General features: G+C 43.4%; 16 protein-coding genes. 5 read left to right on the top strand and 11 right to left on the bottom strand.

Translation table 11 applies throughout. The annotated features are described in order from the left end of the window. Positions 1-40 precede the first annotated feature (40 nt). Entirely contained in the window at positions 41-1,480 is a 1,440-nt protein-coding gene (locus BJP34_RS21050; protein WP_070394032.1) for a NupC/NupG family nucleoside CNT transporter, read from the bottom strand. A 221-nt stretch (positions 1,481-1,701) separates the two neighbouring features. Here BJP34_RS21050 and BJP34_RS21045 point away from each other — a divergent pair, with 221 nt between their 5' ends. Together BJP34_RS21045 and BJP34_RS21040 are read left to right on the top strand one after the other, a co-directional pair. Next, complete coding sequence (locus BJP34_RS21045; RefSeq protein WP_070394031.1) at positions 1,702-1,962, top strand: hypothetical protein; 261 nt, start codon at positions 1,702-1,704, stop codon at positions 1,960-1,962. 107 nt (positions 1,963-2,069) lie between these two features. Then, on the top strand, positions 2,070-4,100 hold the full coding sequence (locus BJP34_RS21040; RefSeq protein WP_070394030.1) for an ABC transporter ATP-binding protein: 2,031 nt from the start codon (positions 2,070-2,072) through the stop codon (positions 4,098-4,100). Positions 4,101-4,294: 194 nt separating this feature from the next. Here BJP34_RS21040 and aroF read toward each other — a convergent pair whose 3' ends face one another. Beyond that, positions 4,295-5,203 carry a 3-deoxy-7-phosphoheptulonate synthase gene (aroF, locus tag BJP34_RS21035; protein ID WP_070394029.1) on the bottom strand — a complete coding sequence of 303 codons (909 nt, stop codon included), beginning with the start codon at positions 5,201-5,203 and terminating at the stop codon, positions 4,295-4,297. Between the two features lie 537 nt (positions 5,204-5,740). Here aroF and BJP34_RS21030 point away from each other — a divergent pair. After that, positions 5,741-7,345 (top strand): helicase C-terminal domain-containing protein, encoded by a 1,605-nt coding sequence (locus BJP34_RS21030; RefSeq protein WP_083305284.1) that lies wholly within the window; start codon positions 5,741-5,743, stop codon positions 7,343-7,345. 4 nt (positions 7,346-7,349) lie between these two features. Here the strand turns inward: BJP34_RS21030 and BJP34_RS37305 are convergent, their stop codons facing one another. From BJP34_RS37305 to BJP34_RS20995, 9 genes are all read right to left on the bottom strand, one after another. Beyond that, positions 7,350-7,574: a hypothetical protein gene (locus BJP34_RS37305; protein WP_158517355.1), complete on the bottom strand. Its 225-nt coding sequence runs from the start codon at positions 7,572-7,574 to the stop codon at positions 7,350-7,352. A gap of 124 nt (positions 7,575-7,698) precedes the next feature. Further along, on the bottom strand, positions 7,699-8,844 hold the full coding sequence (locus tag BJP34_RS21025; RefSeq protein WP_070394028.1) for a succinylglutamate desuccinylase/aspartoacylase family protein: 1,146 nt from the start codon (positions 8,842-8,844) through the stop codon (positions 7,699-7,701). Between the two features lie 367 nt (positions 8,845-9,211). Next, positions 9,212-9,715 carry an HAD-IIIA family hydrolase gene (locus tag BJP34_RS21020; protein WP_070394027.1) on the bottom strand — a complete coding sequence of 168 codons (504 nt, stop codon included), beginning with the start codon at positions 9,713-9,715 and terminating at the stop codon, positions 9,212-9,214. 290 nt (positions 9,716-10,005) lie between these two features. Then, positions 10,006-10,161, bottom strand: coding sequence for a hypothetical protein (locus BJP34_RS43940; RefSeq protein ID WP_158517354.1), 156 nt, complete (start codon positions 10,159-10,161; stop codon positions 10,006-10,008). Positions 10,162-10,189: 28 nt separating this feature from the next. Beyond that, entirely contained in the window at positions 10,190-10,825 is a 636-nt protein-coding gene (locus tag BJP34_RS21015; protein WP_070394026.1) for a GTP-binding protein, read from the bottom strand. 615 nt (positions 10,826-11,440) lie between these two features. After that, complete coding sequence (locus BJP34_RS21010) at positions 11,441-11,812, bottom strand: roadblock/LC7 domain-containing protein (protein ID WP_009149020.1); 372 nt, start codon at positions 11,810-11,812, stop codon at positions 11,441-11,443. A gap of 261 nt (positions 11,813-12,073) precedes the next feature. Next, positions 12,074-12,628, bottom strand: a complete 555-nt coding sequence (locus BJP34_RS21005) for a protoglobin domain-containing protein (protein ID WP_070394025.1) — start codon at positions 12,626-12,628, stop codon at positions 12,074-12,076. Between the two features lie 634 nt (positions 12,629-13,262). Beyond that, the gene (locus BJP34_RS21000) at positions 13,263-13,820 is read right to left on the bottom strand and encodes a GTP-binding protein (protein WP_267876626.1); all 558 of its coding nucleotides are present in this window, start codon (positions 13,818-13,820) and stop codon (positions 13,263-13,265) included. Positions 13,821-14,081: 261 nt separating this feature from the next. Next, on the bottom strand, positions 14,082-15,185 hold the full coding sequence (locus tag BJP34_RS20995; protein WP_070394023.1) for a saccharopine dehydrogenase family protein: 1,104 nt from the start codon (positions 15,183-15,185) through the stop codon (positions 14,082-14,084). A gap of 89 nt (positions 15,186-15,274) precedes the next feature. On the opposite strand from BJP34_RS20995, the gene BJP34_RS40480 reads away from it, so the two are divergent. Together BJP34_RS40480 and BJP34_RS20990 are read left to right on the top strand one after the other, a co-directional pair. Then, complete coding sequence (locus BJP34_RS40480) at positions 15,275-15,439, top strand: hypothetical protein (protein WP_168166477.1); 165 nt, start codon at positions 15,275-15,277, stop codon at positions 15,437-15,439. A gap of 531 nt (positions 15,440-15,970) precedes the next feature. Next, positions 15,971-16,552 (top strand): helix-turn-helix transcriptional regulator, encoded by a 582-nt coding sequence (locus BJP34_RS20990; RefSeq protein ID WP_070394022.1) that lies wholly within the window; start codon positions 15,971-15,973, stop codon positions 16,550-16,552. Positions 16,553-16,866 lie beyond the last annotated feature (314 nt).

Genomic DNA, 16,866 nt, shown 5'->3' with positions numbered 1-16,866 from the left:
TAGAATTTATAATTTAGACTTCACATTTGCTGACTTCAGACTATTTTCCCAAAATTGCTGGGTTGCCGAAATCAAACACACCAGCAATACACCCAGTCATGTATGTAGCTAAAGTTGCTGCCCAGAGAGCTTTCCAGCCAATGGCGCTAATGTCAGCACGACGTTCGGGAACCAGACTCGCTAAACCACCAACAAAAATGCCAAAGGATGCAATATGAGCAAAGCCACAGAGGACATAGCTGATAATCAAAATAGCGCGATCGCTAATTAATCCCTGGGCTGATAGCTGGGCTAACCTAAGATAGGAAGGAATCTCGGTTTGCAATAACCGTTGACCGATCAGCACAGAGGCTTGCCACAGTTCCTGCCAATCTAGGGAAACACCAGTGAGAAAGGTCAAGGGCAAAAATAGTACCCCAAAGATATTATCTAAGGTAATCACACTAAAGATGTTACCGATGAGCTGTAGTAGGGGATTGTCACTAGCAGCCAAATTAGCCAAATAAGCAAAAAAAGTATTGACGAGTGCCACTAAGCCTAAGATAGCAATGACTACAGCAGCAATTCCCACCGCCATCCTCACTCCATCCCATGCTCCCACAATTAAACTATCGATGAGGCTAGGTTTTTTCTGATTCGGGTCTTCTTCCTCTGTTGGTACCTTCCCTAAGGTTTTGGGCACATCAGTTTCTGGCACAATCAGTTTCGCCATCACGAAGCAGGCGGGAATAGTTAGCACAGAAGCGGACATCAAGTGACCAGTAATGGTGGGGAAAGTGGGTCGCAACAAACTGCTATAGAGAGCCAATACTGTTGAAGCAATCGAACCAAAGCAGCATGTAAGGATAGCACACAGTTCGCTGCGGGTCATATCGGCTAAGAATGGCTTGACTGCGATCGCTGATTCAATCCCTACAAAAATATTTGCTGCTCCTGATAGGGATTCAGCACCACTAATACTCATAGTTGCCCGGAATAGTCTGGCAAACACTTGAACCACTGGCTGGATCACACCCATTCGATACAACAGAGCAATCAAGGCGGAAAAGAAAACCACCTGGGGTAGGGAGCGGAAGGCAAAAATAAAGCCGAAATTCAGATTATCTGGAGTGAGGCGATCCCCTGGGACAGAAACGTAAGGAGTTCCCACTGCTCGGTAAATCCAGCGTCCCGCTGGACCAGGACCAACCATCAATTCTGGATCAGGAACAAAGGCAGAATTACCACCACCGAGCATAAACCTAGCTCCTGCTTCTGACGCATCCAAGATAGCATTGAGAGCGTCATTCAAACCGAGGATGAATTGGCGGGTGGGGGCAAACAGGAATATTAGCAGTCCCATGACCAGTTGTAAACCAATGCCGAAAATGATCACTTTCCAAGGAATTAGGCGGCGATGCTCTGAAGTGAGCCAAGCAATGAAACATAGGGCAAAAATACCACAGAAGGAAATAACATTGAGATATAAGGGATGAGACATGGGCCCTTGTGTTTCCAATTAGGCAATTTAGCCATGAACTAGCACGATCAGATTCTATGGCAGAGTTACTGGGTCAAGCTAGCAGCTATAACAATATACTATTCAGGGCAATTTCTAGATGGTAGAACCCCTAAAATAGTCTCAGGGAAATAAAGAATCCCAAATTAAGGTAACTATTGCCAACTATTACCCCCCGAGACCCCCAGAGGATTGCTATATATATGGATGCTTTTGCCCCCTTACCGCCTCAGTGGACCAAATCAGCCACCCATGCCTTGGAATTCTGTTGTCCTAGTTGTCGAGCATCTGTTCTAGAAGCTGAGAAGGTTTGGATTAATCGCTCCTCACCAGTGATGGGTGAAGACCACCGCCGGAAGTGGCAAGAGTTTTATCAATGTAAGTGTGGCTATGTATGGTGGGCTTGGAGTAGCGATCGCCCACCCTCAGAATTGAGCAATCGAGAGAATCCTCCTATCGTTTAACCCTCGATCGTCCTTCCCGTTCTTTGGGTCTTCGTGGTTAGCTAAAACCACTCTCAATTTTATTTGTTCTACTAAATTGTTCAGCAAATTAACACCCCTAGTGTTAGATGACCAGCAGATCACCAGGTAAACAGGCAGCTCCAAAAATGCGATTGACCGAAGGCCACCCTCAGCGAACCCAAGAGAACGACTGGAGACTTTTCCTACGCCTAGTCCCCTACGCCCGTCGCAGTAAAGGCCCGCTATTTATTGCAATTACTTTATTAATACCCCTGTCCGTAGCAAGTGCCATTCAACCCTTAATTGTCGGTCAGGTAATCTCTTTAATTCGTCAAGAAGAGCGAACTTGGTCTTTCCTATTAGAGCGCTCTGTCTCACAGAGCATCAATATTCTGATCACTATACTACTATTAACCATACTAATCCGGTTAGTGTTCGTCGGGATTCAGGGATTCGTGGTGGTGAAGATAGGTCAACGAATCACTGCTGCTATCCGGGAAGACCTATTTGAGCACGTCACCTCCCTAGCCGTGCGATTTTTTGACCGCACACCAGTGGGGAAATTGATTACCAGGCTCACTAGCGATGTGGAAGCCCTAGGAGATGTCTTTTCCACCGGTGCCATTGGCATCGTGGGTGATTTACTATCCATGATAGTCATTGCTGCTACCATGTTTTTGGTGCAATGGCAACTGGCATCGATCTTAGTGGTAATGCTCTTGCCAGTGACTGCTATTATTATTTACTTTCAGAAACAATATCGCAAAGCTAACTACAAATCTAGGGAAGAACTTTCCTCCCTAAACGCGATGCTGCAAGAAAACATCTCTGGCATTAATATTGTGCAATTGTTTCGCCGTGAACAATACAATGCCGAGATGTTTCGCACGGTTAACCAAAAATACGTCACTGAAGTAGACAAAACCATCTTTAACGATTCAGCGATTTCAGCAACCCTAGAGTGGATTTCCCTGGTAGCGATCGCAGCAGTGTTGTGGAGCGGTGGTCATTTTATCCTCCAAGATCACCTGAGTTTTGGTGATTTGTCGGCCTTTATCCTCTATGCTCAGCGGCTATTTGACCCCTTGCGTCGGTTTTCAGAAAAATTCACTATGCTTCAAGCTGGTTTCACTGCCATTGAGCGCATCAGTGACATTATGAATGAAACCATTGAAATTCGTGACCCCGAAGGGTTGCAGGTCAGACGGTTGCAGGTGGTAGGTTCTCCAGAGCTTGAGGAAGGCAAACAAGACCGGAAACAATCTGGAGATTTACCGATAAAGCCTCCAAGCAGCTTGAATGGTGATCTAGCCCATCACTCTTCTAACTTATCCTTCAGCAATGGTTATACTGAACAACCCTCTAACCTTAAAGCTTTGACCAAAGGTCACGCTACGCGAACAACCCTAAACGGAGAGATTTGCTTTGAACACGTTTGGTTTGCTTACAAGGAAGATGAATATGTTCTCAAAGACTTGCACTTTACCATTCATCCAGGGGAAAAAGTTGCTTTAGTTGGTCCGACCGGTGCAGGGAAAAGTTCCATTATTCGGTTGCTGTGCCGCCTCTATGAACCAAGCCAAGGGCGAATTCTCGTAGATGGGATTGATATTCGGGATTTACCCCAAGCAGAACTACGACGCCACATCGGGGTCATCCTTCAGGAGGGATTTCTTTTTGCTGGTGATGTTAAGAGTAATATTTCTTTAGGAGAAACCTACTCCATTGAGGCAATTAAAACCTCAGCAGAGGTGACTAACGTGGCTAGTTTTATCGAAAAACTGCCCCAAAGCTACGATACCCAGCTCAGAGAGCGAGGCACTAATCTGTCTGCTGGCCAAAAACAATTGTTAGCCTTTGCTCGTGCTGCAATTCGTAACCCCCAAATCTTGGTGCTCGATGAGGCAACAGCTAGTTTAGATGTGGCTACCGAGGCTCTGATTCAAGAAGCTTTGGAACGGCTGTTAGAACAGCGGACTGCAATTATTATTGCCCACCGACTGTCCACTATCCGTAATGTAGACCGGATTCTGGTACTAAAGCGAGGAGAGTTAGTAGAGTCGGGAAGCCATGAGGAATTGTTAGAGCAAAACGGATTGTACGCTAGTCTATACAAGTTGCAGATGCTAGGAGATTGATGGCTAATCTAGCATTTTCATTTAAGATGTGAAACTAGGATTGATGGGAATAGGGAACAGGGAATAGGGAACAGGTAACAGTAGGAAAGAGCGATGCAGGGCTATAAGACCACCCTAAATCATTCCTTGTTCCCTTGTCCGAAGTTCCCTACTCCAGCTCAAGTAGCGCTATAAATAAAAATTGTCGTTTCTGCTTAAGACGCGTTCGCGTAGCGTGACCGTTCGCGTAGCGTGGCCTTTTGGCCAAGGTCAATCCCTAACTCCGGAAGAGTGACAGTGTCTGCAATCTTTCGTCCCACTGCTGCTGCCACCGGCTTTAAGCTATGAACCAAATCCACCATTGCTTCGATAGAAAGCGCCTGTCTAGCATCAGAAACGGATTTTTCTGGTTCCGGGTGAGATTCAATAATCAGTCCATCTGCACCAGCGGCCACTGCAGCTTTTGCCAGAGGTGCCACTAATTCCCGCTTACCCACAGCATGGGAGGGGTCTACAATCACTGGCAAGTGAGTCAACTGCTTGAGTGCTACTACTGCTCCTAAATCTAAGATATTGCGGGTATAGTTATCGAAACTGCGAATACCTCGTTCACACAACACCACCTGAGAGTTTCCGTGACTGAGGATATATTCCGCTGCCATGACGAATTCCTCAACAGTAGCAGCTAGTCCCCGCTTTAGCAGTATCGGCAAGTCTTGCTTACCCAAGGCTTTGAGTAAGTCAAAGTTTTGCATATTGCGACTACCTACCTGAAGCAGATCAGCGTGGGTAGCAATAGATTCAATTTGCCCAATCGACATCACCTCGGTCACTACTGGGATTTGATGACGCCTGCGGATATCAGACAAAATTTCTAGTCCTGCTAGTCCTAGCCCTTGGAAAGAGTACGGGGAGGTGCGCGGTTTGAAGGCACCTCCCCGCAACGCTTGTACCGGTGCAGCTTTGAGTTTAGTAGCCACTGTTTCCATCTGGGCGTGACTTTCGACGGTACATGGACCACCAATAATCACCAGTTCTGAGCCACCGAAGACAACTTGTTCTGAGAGTCTAACGATGGTTTGGTGATTGGGGTTAGTAGCTAGTGCTAATTTAGCGTTCAACATGGTTATGGACTCCTTAGTTAGAGATTTAGTTACAGATTTAGTTACAGATATGGAGATAAAAAAAACCCGGTTCCTTGAGGGTTCCGGGTTGCTGTGAAAGCTTGGCACGACCTAACTACCCGGAACGATTTCTGGGCCAAAAAAAGTAAAAGCCGTAAACGCTGTAAAGGTAGGTGGTCATGTCTTGCTCTTGTCGCTGCTTTGCCTAAAAAAACAAAGGACCGCAGATAATATTGCTGCGGTCCACCGGGGGGTTCCATATGGAACTATCCTCACCTCCGGTGAACCTCTCTAAACCAAAAATAAAAGTAATAGCTGGGGCTGAACATGTCTCTTTGCGGCTAAGCCATGAAAAATTTGGCAATTTCTTTTTACTGGTACTACCCTAGCAAGGGTAATAGCGTGATGTCAATAGTTACTGGGAAATTAGGAAAATACTGAGCTACTACCTCTGGCTTCGATGCAGCCTAATCCCATCTATGCTTGTCTAGTCTTTCACGATTTTTGCCCAATACATGATTTAAGATCACAGTATAAGTGCTCATTGCTCAGTTTAACGAGGCAAAGCCGTTGAATGCTAGTTTGATTGAAGTCAAAGTTCATTCCTCGTTACGAGATTTTCTGCGATCGCAGGGTCAACCCAATTGGCCTCACCAATTGACTATGGCGAGGCTAGTGGCACGAGCCTTGCGGTTAGGGCGTTCTGCTTTGATTCAGACCGGTTTAGAACCCTTGCAGGAAACCTCTCTACAGTCTTCCTATCGCCTGAGTTACCTGGCACCAGCCCTGGTTTGGTCTGGACCTGTGATCGTAGTAGCACCCTTATGGATACAAGAATGGTTGCTGCAAAAGGAAATTCCCCTTTTACAACAGTGGTTTGGTACCGATAAGGTAATTCATACCAGTGATAGGTTTCCCGATCAACCGTTCCAAGGACTGTTGATTACCTCACCAGAATCGTGGCTAACAGACCGCTTGAAGAACAAGGGCTGGTTTCCTAATCATATTCCTACTGTGATTGATGGTGTGGATGACCTAGAATCTTGGACTAGTAACCAGCTTAAAGGCTGCATCCAGCCCCAAGACTGGGACGCACTGATGCAAGCCCATCCACAACAGGCTGATTTGATTCGAGATGTGCGGGTCAGGCTAACCAAAGCCTTATTTCAGCGCCCTGCTAACCCCTATGAGTGCTACTTGATTGAAGCAGATCAGCAAGATGGCTTGGAACAGCTATTTGATCGACTAAGTTCCCTCAGCAGTGAAGCAGAATCTCTCTATTTGCTGAAACCCTGGGAAAAGTTTTGCCACTTCTGGCAGCAGTCAGGTCAGCTAATGTGGGCAACCGTTGCGCGATCGCAAGGTCAGTTTTCCTTATATAGCGCACCAGTAGAAGTGGCTACAGCCTTAAATCCCATTTGGTCGAGACAGCCAGTAGTGCTAATCGGTGGGGCTCTAGATTTAGAGAAAAGTGCCTCTGTGTACCGTCAGCAACTCGGATTAGACGAATTAACCTGTTTGAAGTTTTCCCCTCACAGACAGATTCAACTGTATTTGCCCGATCGTCTACCCATGCCCAACACAGAGCGATTTCAAAACGCTCTGACTCAAGAAATTCGCACCCTACTAAACCTAAGTACTGACATCACCAGACCAGTAGTGATTTTAGTCGGAGATGTCCCCCTCAAAGCCCAGCTAGGGGCAGTCTTAGCAGCAGAATTTGGTTCCCGGGTGCAGGTAGAAACCACCAGTCTCAGTCACAGAGGTATTTTGATTTGTGGCTGGGAATTTTGGCATAGGTATCAAGCTCAAATCCCCCTTCCCCAACTGTTGATGATTGCTACCTTACCAATTCCCTCTTTGGAAAATCCATTAGTTGCTGGTCGAGTCGCTTACTACAAGCAGCAACTAATGGATTGGTTTCGTTTATATTTATTACCAACAGCATTGAGAGAATTACAACGAGCAGTGGCACCAGTAAGAGCTACTCAAGGCTGTGTTGCCATCTTAGATAATCGTGTAAACCGCCGCAGTTATGGACGTCATGTGCTATCAGCCTTAAGTCCTTTTGCTCGAATTAATTATTTAGATGCTAGTTGGTTGAATTCAGATGCCCCAGAAGGACAAGATACTTGGCTTTAGAAAGTCAGTAGGCTAAAACGCATTTAAAATCCGTTTTATAAAGGCAAAAGGCAAAAGGCAAAAGGCAAAAGGCAAAAGGCAAAAGGCAAAAGGCAAAAGGCAAAAGGCAAAAGGCAAAAGGCAAAAGGCAAAAGGCAAAAGGCAAAAGGCAAAAGGCAAAAGGCAAAAGGCAAAAGGCAAAAGGCAAAAGGCAAAAGGCAAAAGGCAAAAGGCAAAAGGCAAAAGGCAAAAGGGTACTGGAATCTAGATTTTTTATTTGATATCAGTTTAGGTTGGTAAAGTTAAAACCAAACCTTTGATTAATCCAAGTCCTAATTACAATCCAAGTTTTAATTAATTTTTTCCACCCCTACCTAATTATCAAATTGCCGTATTGATAGCACATATTCCCCTTGATTCGCACTATAATTTGTTGAAACATCAAACACTAAACCATCTGTCTCGGCCTTGATATCAATTACATTCGGGAGATTTCCTTCTTTATTAAAGCTCAGTAGCTGATAAAGTCTATCTCCTACTTTAACAACATTCCCTAATTCAACTCTCGATTGAATCATTCCTCCAGCCGGAGCATAGTATCTCTCGATGTTATCTTTAGATGCTAATTTCATTTGGTAAGAGTCTGGATCAGTTATCGGAAAATCAGGCAATTGTAATATACCTTTTTTCGACAAATAGTTTTTGATACCGTATACTCCCCGTTTCACTGACTGGGGATTCATTTGCATCCCAGAACCCAATTCTAGGGTCCATGATTCAATATCAAACTGAAGGGTTCTGCCTAACTTAGCCAAGGCTTTCTCTAACCCTTGCCAAGGCTTAATAAATGCCTCATCGAAAGCCTCACCATCATACTCATCTTCATGCATCACAATTCCATAATCGAGAAGAAAGTCTTTGGCGCTTTCTTCCCGAGAGTAGAAGCCATACAAGAAATCAAGTCCTTGATTAGTAGAACTATGGATATCAATCACATAGTTAGCATCTACACATAAAGATTGCAGTTGATAGCGATAAATGTGACGAAACGGTAATCCCCTCGGAGAGTAGCAGTCTTCTAAGTGTTGTTTCAAGCTAGACTGGATCCGTGCTAAATAGTTGTTTCTGATTTCATCAGCATCAAAATTAAGTTGAGATTGGGCGAAATCCTCTAAATCATCACACTCTTTGTCATAGTCCCAAAAAATCCGATTCCAGTCTTGACCATCGTAAGGATTGAAACCTCCTGTAGCAAAGAAATGACTACGCTGATTAGTGCTAGCTGGATTACAAACAGGAACCAGCCAGATTTCCCCAATCAGCTGAGTGTCATCCAGAGTGCTCAAAAAGTCAATCAACTGGTGAATCACCGCATTACCAACAATTTCACAACCATGGAGATTGCCTTGTAAATATGCCTTCTTTCCTGGTTGGGAGCCAACGAATTTATAGACTTGGAGGGAAATGCGATCGCCTGAGGTTAGTTGCTGAATTGGAATAGTAGAAATAGTTGGATTCATATAGCAGTTTTAAATTGGGTTAGGTAAAACGTCCTGGGTTTTAGGGAGTAGGGAGTAGGGAGTAGGGAGTAGGGGTAATAAAATTCAATGTACCTCATAAGGATACCATTTAAAAACATTTACAAATAGGTCATTAACAATCTTGCTGATTTATCATAACATCAAAAACTCTTCGGTTCTCTTTCCTACTTTTCGATGTTCCCTGTTCCCAAGTTCCCTTTTTCTATCAATCCTAATCAGCCCTCACCTCTACACGGATGTTCTACAAGTGGCGGGAGAGTAACTGGCAACCCGAAACAGATGCGATTGGCCGTAGGCCACGCTACGCGAACGCTTTCCCTATGCTGAGTTTCTGGACACAGTTCTGTCAGCTTCCATATTTGGCTAGCCAATCCGAGGTCCACATAAACGGAATTCCAGCTGCAACGGCTGCCTCAGCATCTGCGTTGCGGTCGCCAACCATCAAAGCTGAAGAGCCGTTCGTTTTAAACTGCAAAATCATTCCCGGCTTTGGTTTTCGGTATTCTCCAGCGTATGCTTTAGTGGTTACTTCAGAAAAGTAGTGCCGCTCGCAATAATAACAGGTTGCCCCATAGTCAGGACAAAAAATAATTCCTTTGAGCTGGGGAAGCAATTCAAGAGTTTTCTGTTGCTCTTTAATACAATTTTTCAGGGTTTTATGTCGGGCTGCAACTCCAGCCTGATTGGTCACCCCAAGAATGATATAACCCTGATTTTTGAAACATTGCAGAGCTTGATCAGCTCCTTCAATCACTTTTTGCTGGTCAGGGTAGTCAATAAATCTACCTTGACCACTCGGCTGGCGAATGGTCCAGTCGCAATCTACAAATAGCTCAAGTTTTGAATTCATGAAGTTTGCTGGGTGGTACACCAATGACGGAATAGAGTTATTACCCGATGATAAAAACGCAACTTATCAAGATCATAAGACGCTAGATCGTCAGCAGCCATCGATTCATCCTTGCTAACCCCATGAGCTGTTTAGTGTCATCAAGGTCGATCCACTCCCAGGCAAAGTAATCCCTTGGTTCTAACTTGGTGTTAATTGCGTCTTATCCAAGTCTTTTTTATCAAAGCTTAATCTAGTTACTGGTTTAGTTGCTGAATTTAGATCTATTATAATTGCTTTTAAAATAAAATTCAGCGATCCAATTCAACTAGTTCATTGAACTCCTGGATCGCTGTTCGCGTAGCGTGTGCGTAGCCTATTACCTGATAGCACTTCAAGTAGCACCATCTGTAGCGCATTAGCTGTTCGCGTAGCGTGGCCATTCGCGTAGCGTGGCCATAGGCCAAGGCCTTTAGCTCAATGCTTACTCGCTGACTAACCCCCTGATAAAAACTGAGGCTTCGGCCAATGATATTGGTTCTTAACAGGTAGCGGAGCTGGCTTACTTACCTTTTCTTTCCTAGCACCTTCAATAACACTCCCTTGGCAAAGCATCTGAGCCATCAAAATCATTACAGCTTCAAATACTGAGGTCTTATTATTGGGATTAACAGCTACAATGGGAGGTTGATTAGGATCGCCGATGTATGCCATGCGCATCATAATTTCCTCTGGAGTCCATGCCCCTGCAACATCAGTATGAGTCAGACCAATAATCATTGGAATAGTGACCCGCTCCTGCATAAACGATAAAATCTGACGAGCACTAGCAAAATCACTGGTTCGATTAGCTGCCATCAATAAAATATAGGCGTGAGCTCGGCGAATCAAAATATCCCACATAAAATCAAAGCGAGCTTGACCAGGAGTTCCATACAGGTGCAAATCCAAGTTCCGATTTAAGGGACGCAAACCAAAGTCTAAGGCAACGGTCGTTTTTTTCTTAAACAATGATGTGGCATCCGTAGCCGTTCGTTCTGTTTCAATAACCGCACCTTCGCTGAATGTTCTGACAAAGGTAGATTTGCCAGCCCCTATTGTTCCCGTTACTACAATCCGTATATTGTCCATTGGGTTATACTTCCCTAGCAAATACTACAGGTTATCAACTGTGCCAGTAGGTTGGGGTGAATCAAGGTAATTTGTTGACGATTGAGGGTTGATGGTTGACGGTTGACTGTTATAGCACTACGCATTAAGCTTAGGACATTTATAAAAGCTGAAAAGCTGTTATGGTAAACTCTTGCCTTTTGCCTTTTGCCTTTTGCCTTTTGCCTTTTGCCTTTTGCCTTTTGCCTTTTGCCTTGCCCATAGCGCTATATTGGTCAACCTTAAACAAAAAATAGCTTACATTGAATTTCACACACCCACTGACGTTATACCAATAATCCAGAATGCGAACAACAATTTCACAAAAAAATTTACCATTTGTAATGGGTAATGGGTAATTAATACTAGTCTTTTAATTAGCCATTACCCATTACCCATTATCTATAAGCCATTAATAATGACTATCAATTACTATAATTTATCCCTTTTATAGCAATTCTATATCCCATAAGGTACAAATTAATTCCCCTAAATACCCCTTAATAAGGGGGAATTTGAGGTTGAAAAGCGTACCTCATAACTGCGAATAACTCTATATAAACTAAAGGTATTAGTAGAGTAATTTCCACAAATTTACTATAGCAACATTGGTTTTAATTCAGCCAGAGTTCGTTTAATTTCTAACATCAATACGCCCTGCTTAGCTGCTTTACTAGCTAGAACCAGAAATACTGCTTCTTCACCACAACTGGTCAAAACGCTAAATCCCTCTTTACCCTCAACATAGATTCGGTCGATGTCTCCTCTAGCCAGTTCTGAGCCAATTCGCTCACCTAAGGAGAGCATAGCCGCAGACATTGCTGAAACCCGTTCTTCATCCATTTCTCCAGGCAGACTAGATGCTAACGGTAAACCATCGGTCGTGACTACAGCTGCTCCTTGAATATCAGCAGTGGATGTCACAAAATTATGCAGGATATACCCCAATTTTTGAGAATTGATCGCCATTGTTCCCTTACTCCAATTGCAGAATGTGTAATTCGATTAGTTTGTGTTCCTCGAAACTGATAGCTGATAGTTAAGTAGGAGTAGTGCCAATTTGCCAGAACTTATAGACTATTGATTTAGTTTCCAACAAAAACGACACGTAATCTAGCAATCCTATCGGAAAAGTGAACAGTCACAGCTCTTACTCAGGACTCATAATTTTTCGATTCAGAACTATTTTATTCAGACCTATTGTTCACAAATTATTTAGGATTGCTCTAGTTACATAGAGCTAGCGCCAGTACTAATCAGACGTCTAAATAGACCCTCTGTCCAGCCAGTTTCTCTGAGAACCGCTGCCGAACTCACTTCTACATAGGCTTGCTCAATAAAGGCTAAATCAATCATGCAGATCCGACTGAGGGCATCCCGCAAGGCTTCATCTTTACTATCAGTTTTTATCCGGTTAGTAAATGCCTGTACTACAATTGCCATTGCTGGGACGACATGTTGAGGACCGATACCAATTTTCACATGTACCAAACCTATACGCCAACGACGTTCAGCATAGGCTTGTCCCCAGTCATCCATACCAGTGAACATTTCGTAAAACCATTGCACAAAGGTTACCCGTAGGCGCTCCATACGACCTTCTTTCTCTTTCATAATGGCATCCATTTCTTCATCATTACCTAAGTAAGTATAGAAATGGTCTGCCATTTCAGAAGCAATTTCTTTTCCCCAATCTGCGTGTGATTTCAGAAGCGCTTTGTCTTCACTGGTCAACTTGACACGCTTTTCCATCTTGGTCATAAATTCTTGGGGATCTAAGCTCATAATTACTCCGATATAGTTGAATCTAACTCTAAGTTATTACTTGACTATTTAGCAAAGCACCCTGATTTAAGTTTCTAGTCTTTAAACACTATAGCAATGTTTTTATGGATTATTATCTGAATAGATAATTTTCTGCTAATAGCTAATCCTGTAACTTGGTTATATTTTAGCTTTTTGAATGGCTAAAATAAAAGATTTACAAGTATTTTTTTGTATAAGTTTAGTGAAGTTTATAGTTTAGGTTTACTATAATTTTAAACTATTGAATTCATCTATCGTTGAATGTACCTATAACCTAAACTCCTGGATGTTTAGTAGTTGATACTGCATTTATAGGTAAACTCTATAACGTTTACCTACTAAGCTTTTCACCAAGGGATCCGTTCAATCCGGATTACTTTTTTTAGTGACGCTAATTAATGATTTGTATAGTTTTATAAACACAAATTACAGAAGATGGCAATTCTTATAAACGATAATCCTTGGGGCGAAGTATTCGGCTAGCCAATGTGGGAGCAAACCAAGAATTTATGTGCGAATGCTTCGCCCTGACAAACGTCCTTTGTGCTATGGGTTTCGACCTGACAGGGGCTGGTCAGTTATTTGAGTTGAACGGCACTAGCTACTGACTTGTCTAGCAATCTAGGAGATCGATCAAAAGCACCAAAGCCTCAAGCACTGAGGTTCGCTGATTGGGATTAACTATCACACTTGCGGGTTGATTGTGAGGGTTGCTATAACCGAGAGTTCTGATAATCTCCTCTGAGGTCATTGCCCCTGGACAATCCATATGGGTTAAACCAATAATCATGGGAACATTTACTCGCTCTTTCATAAACAGCAGAAGCTCACGAGAGTGGTTTAAACTGCTGGGTCGATGAACCGGCACAAGTACGATGTAGGCGTGAGCTTCACGAATTAAAATATCCCACATGAAGTCAAAGCGAGATTGACCAGGAGTACCGTAGATGTGAACATTTAGATTTTTACCAAAGGTAAGGCTACCAAAGTCAAAGGCAACGGTAGTTTTTTTCTTTAGCAGAAGTATTTCGTCGGTGGCTTTACGTTCTATTTCCACAGCTTCAACATTACTCGCTGTCCTCACAAAAGTAGATTTGCCAGCTCCTACAGTTCCGGTTACTACCACACGGACACTTTTCATGGGATTTACTCCACTAAGACTAGTTAATATTGAGTAGATTTCAGTCTTAGCAGATCAAAAACGTAAATTTGCGGCGTAAATCTTGTGATTTGAGTTAAACTCAGATCTTAAACCAAGTTTACAATTCACCTGTAAAGCTAGGCCACAGCGGATCTCAGAACAGGGAACAGTGATAAGATTTGACTATTTGAGGACTTAAATTGATTGTTATCACTGCCATTATTAAGTTTTTTGTACTGGTGTAATATCTCAGTTAAAGGAGGATTATCAAAGCGGATTTGGTATCAACACTCAAGCTTCAACAGTATTAATCTCAAGTCCTCGACTTTGTATAATTTGATCAAATAACGGCGTAGATAGGGCTTGTTCCACCGGCCAAACTCCCGGTTTATTCAGTTGACCAGTAAGCATCAGTTCCGCAATACTACCAGTACCCACCCCAGCAGCGACAGCAGTATTCTCATGGACTAAGGTTGAGCTAGCACGGGCTGATTTACCATCTTTGTAACCACTAACCTCTGAGCGAATTGCAACACCAACCCCACTAACGCGATCGCTTACATCGGTCATGATGTGGCTGACATGGGACAAAAACTCGATTCCAGCGGGATTTTTCAGCCAAGATGAGGGTAAGATGTGGGCAGCTATCCAGGTAAGATGATTATAAAAATCGGGAACTGAGCCAAATTTAGTGATGACGGTGTTAACGGGGAATGAGTCCACTAAGGTCAAGGCTTCTGGCATATCAAACCAGTAGACACCAGCTTTACCATAGGGAGCAGGGAATTGGATGGTTTCCCGTAGGCTATAAGGTTTCACGGTTTGCCACTGATTATCAATCCAAGCTTCAAAGGGTTCTTGCAATCCCAGGAAAGTAGTACGCATTACCGTCACTCCAGCACCACCAGAACCCGCAACTACATAGCTGAGGTGAATCCGTTCTGCAACATCTAACTGTTCCACATCGTGACGCACCATGCTATTGGAGATACCAGGAAAAATGCCAGAATTCACAATAGCGGTGACACCAGCAGCAGTAGCTTGTTCACGGAAGGCTAAGGCTTTACGGGTAAAAGCACGGTTGTCACTGACATCGAGATAGTTAACCCCTTGTTCGATGCAAGTGTTTAGGACAGTAGCGTCTCGGTAGAGAAACGGACCAGCACAATGGATGACTAGGTTGTGAGATGCGATCGCATTTTTTAACCCCTCCTGATCAGCTAAGTCTAGAGGGAGAAACTGCACGGGGGGCTGTAACTGTTGTGGCAAAGCTAGGTCAAGTTTACCCTGACGTCCGGTAATCGTAATTTTCCCCTGAGTATGGGCAAGTAAGTCTTGCGCTACACTGTTCCCGATTCGTCCTTTGCCTCCTAGGATTAAAACCTGGTCTGTCATTAGATTATTTCTGCTTGAATACTGATCGCAGTTCTATCTTACAGTTGCTGGTTTCAGTTAATTTCATCATTACAGCGGTTTGCAATTGGGTGAGGTACAAATTCCTGGGTTTTAGGGAACAGGGAACAGAGAACAGGGAACAGGGAACAGGGAACAGGGAACAGGGAACAGGGAAAAAATCCTGTGTACCTGATAGTTATGAAAAACGCTGTAGATTCACGTCTAATTTAATTGTGTCCATTGGGTTTTACTAATAGTAAATTTTTGAACTCTAGGGATCCCTGTAGGAATTGTGATAATTTTTGATTCCATATTCCCTACGGTGCGCTTTCCGCATTAAGAATTAAATTCGCCACGGGTCGCACCGCTCCCTACTCCCTACTCCCTACTCCCTACTCCCTACTCCCTACTCCCTACTCCCTACTCCCTTTAAGACTATAGCAATTTTAAGGGATTGAAACGTAAGACAAGTCAGTCCGACTTTGGGTAGATTCTTTCCCATCTTTCCCATCTTTAGCATCTTCCCCATCTCCATCTTCATAAATTATCCCCATGTTGTGCAAACCCCTTCAGGGGATAGGCTTGACTTCCGCCATCTGGTTAAGTTTTGTTACAAAAATGCGATATTCTGCATAAACGTTAAGGCTTAATCCTGATAAGTATTAAGACCCTTAAAAATAGCAACTAACTACACTTTGCAGCACATGACCTAGCTCCCCCAAACTGAGCAGTGGGAAATCGCCTCCCCACAGACTATCCAACTTCTTTTAGAATAGGTCTACAAGATGAATACTATCACTAACTCTTTAGAAAGAGCCAATACTCAAGCACAACAGTTACATAAGGTTTTTTTACAAGGGATACTGGAAGGATTTATTGATGGCATTTTGATTCTGAGTACAAAAGGAAAGATACTTCATGCCAATGAATCTGCTCGCCTTCTGTTGGATCAACTCACACCAGAGAGTAAACAATCTAATTTGGTGCCTAAACAAATCTGGCGTATCTGCCAAGCTTTGAAATACAGTTTTAAGTCCTATCATTCTCAGGCAGTTATTATAGATTCTCATCTTACTACGAGTCAGTCAACTCCTGTTCGGATTCGAGTTCGATGGCTCAAATTAGAGTTATCCAAAGAGCCTTGTATTTTAGTTACTCTTGAAGACCAACATCAATCCATTCAAAATCTAGTGCTTGCAGAAGTTTACCACTATGGTTTAACTCCTCGTGAAGCAGAAGTCTGGTTACTGCGTCGAGTCAATTATTCCTATAAAGACATTGCCGCTAAGCTATTCATTACCCTCAGCACAGTGAAGAAGCACATGAAAAATATTCATGCTAAACGTAAGCTGACAGCCGTGAGCTAAAAGCTCACGCTACGCGAACAGCTGTCAGCTGTCAGCTTAAAATAAACCTCTAAGCGTGAGAATTTAATTCGAGATTAATTAGAATTGAAAGGGGTGCATCTCAATGCATGCAATTAGGCAAAAATTATAATAAAATCTCCAGACTTCCCGCGCCCCCGCCCCGCGCCCCCGCCCCAAACTCTCCACACTTCCCGTCTTTTTTACAAATATGAGATACACCCAATTGAAAGTCTGGGGAAAATCCCATCAGTAGAAGTAACTCACGTTAAACGAATCCTTGCCTCTTTTCTTAAAAAACTGTTCCCGTAGCGCAT

This window comes from Moorena producens PAL-8-15-08-1, assembly GCF_001767235.1.
In the GTDB taxonomy this organism is placed as follows: Bacteria; Cyanobacteriota; Cyanobacteriia; order Cyanobacteriales; family Coleofasciculaceae; genus Moorena; species Moorena producens_A.
Note: the sequence above shows the minus strand (reverse complement) of the source record. Positions and strands in the feature narration are given on the sequence as shown.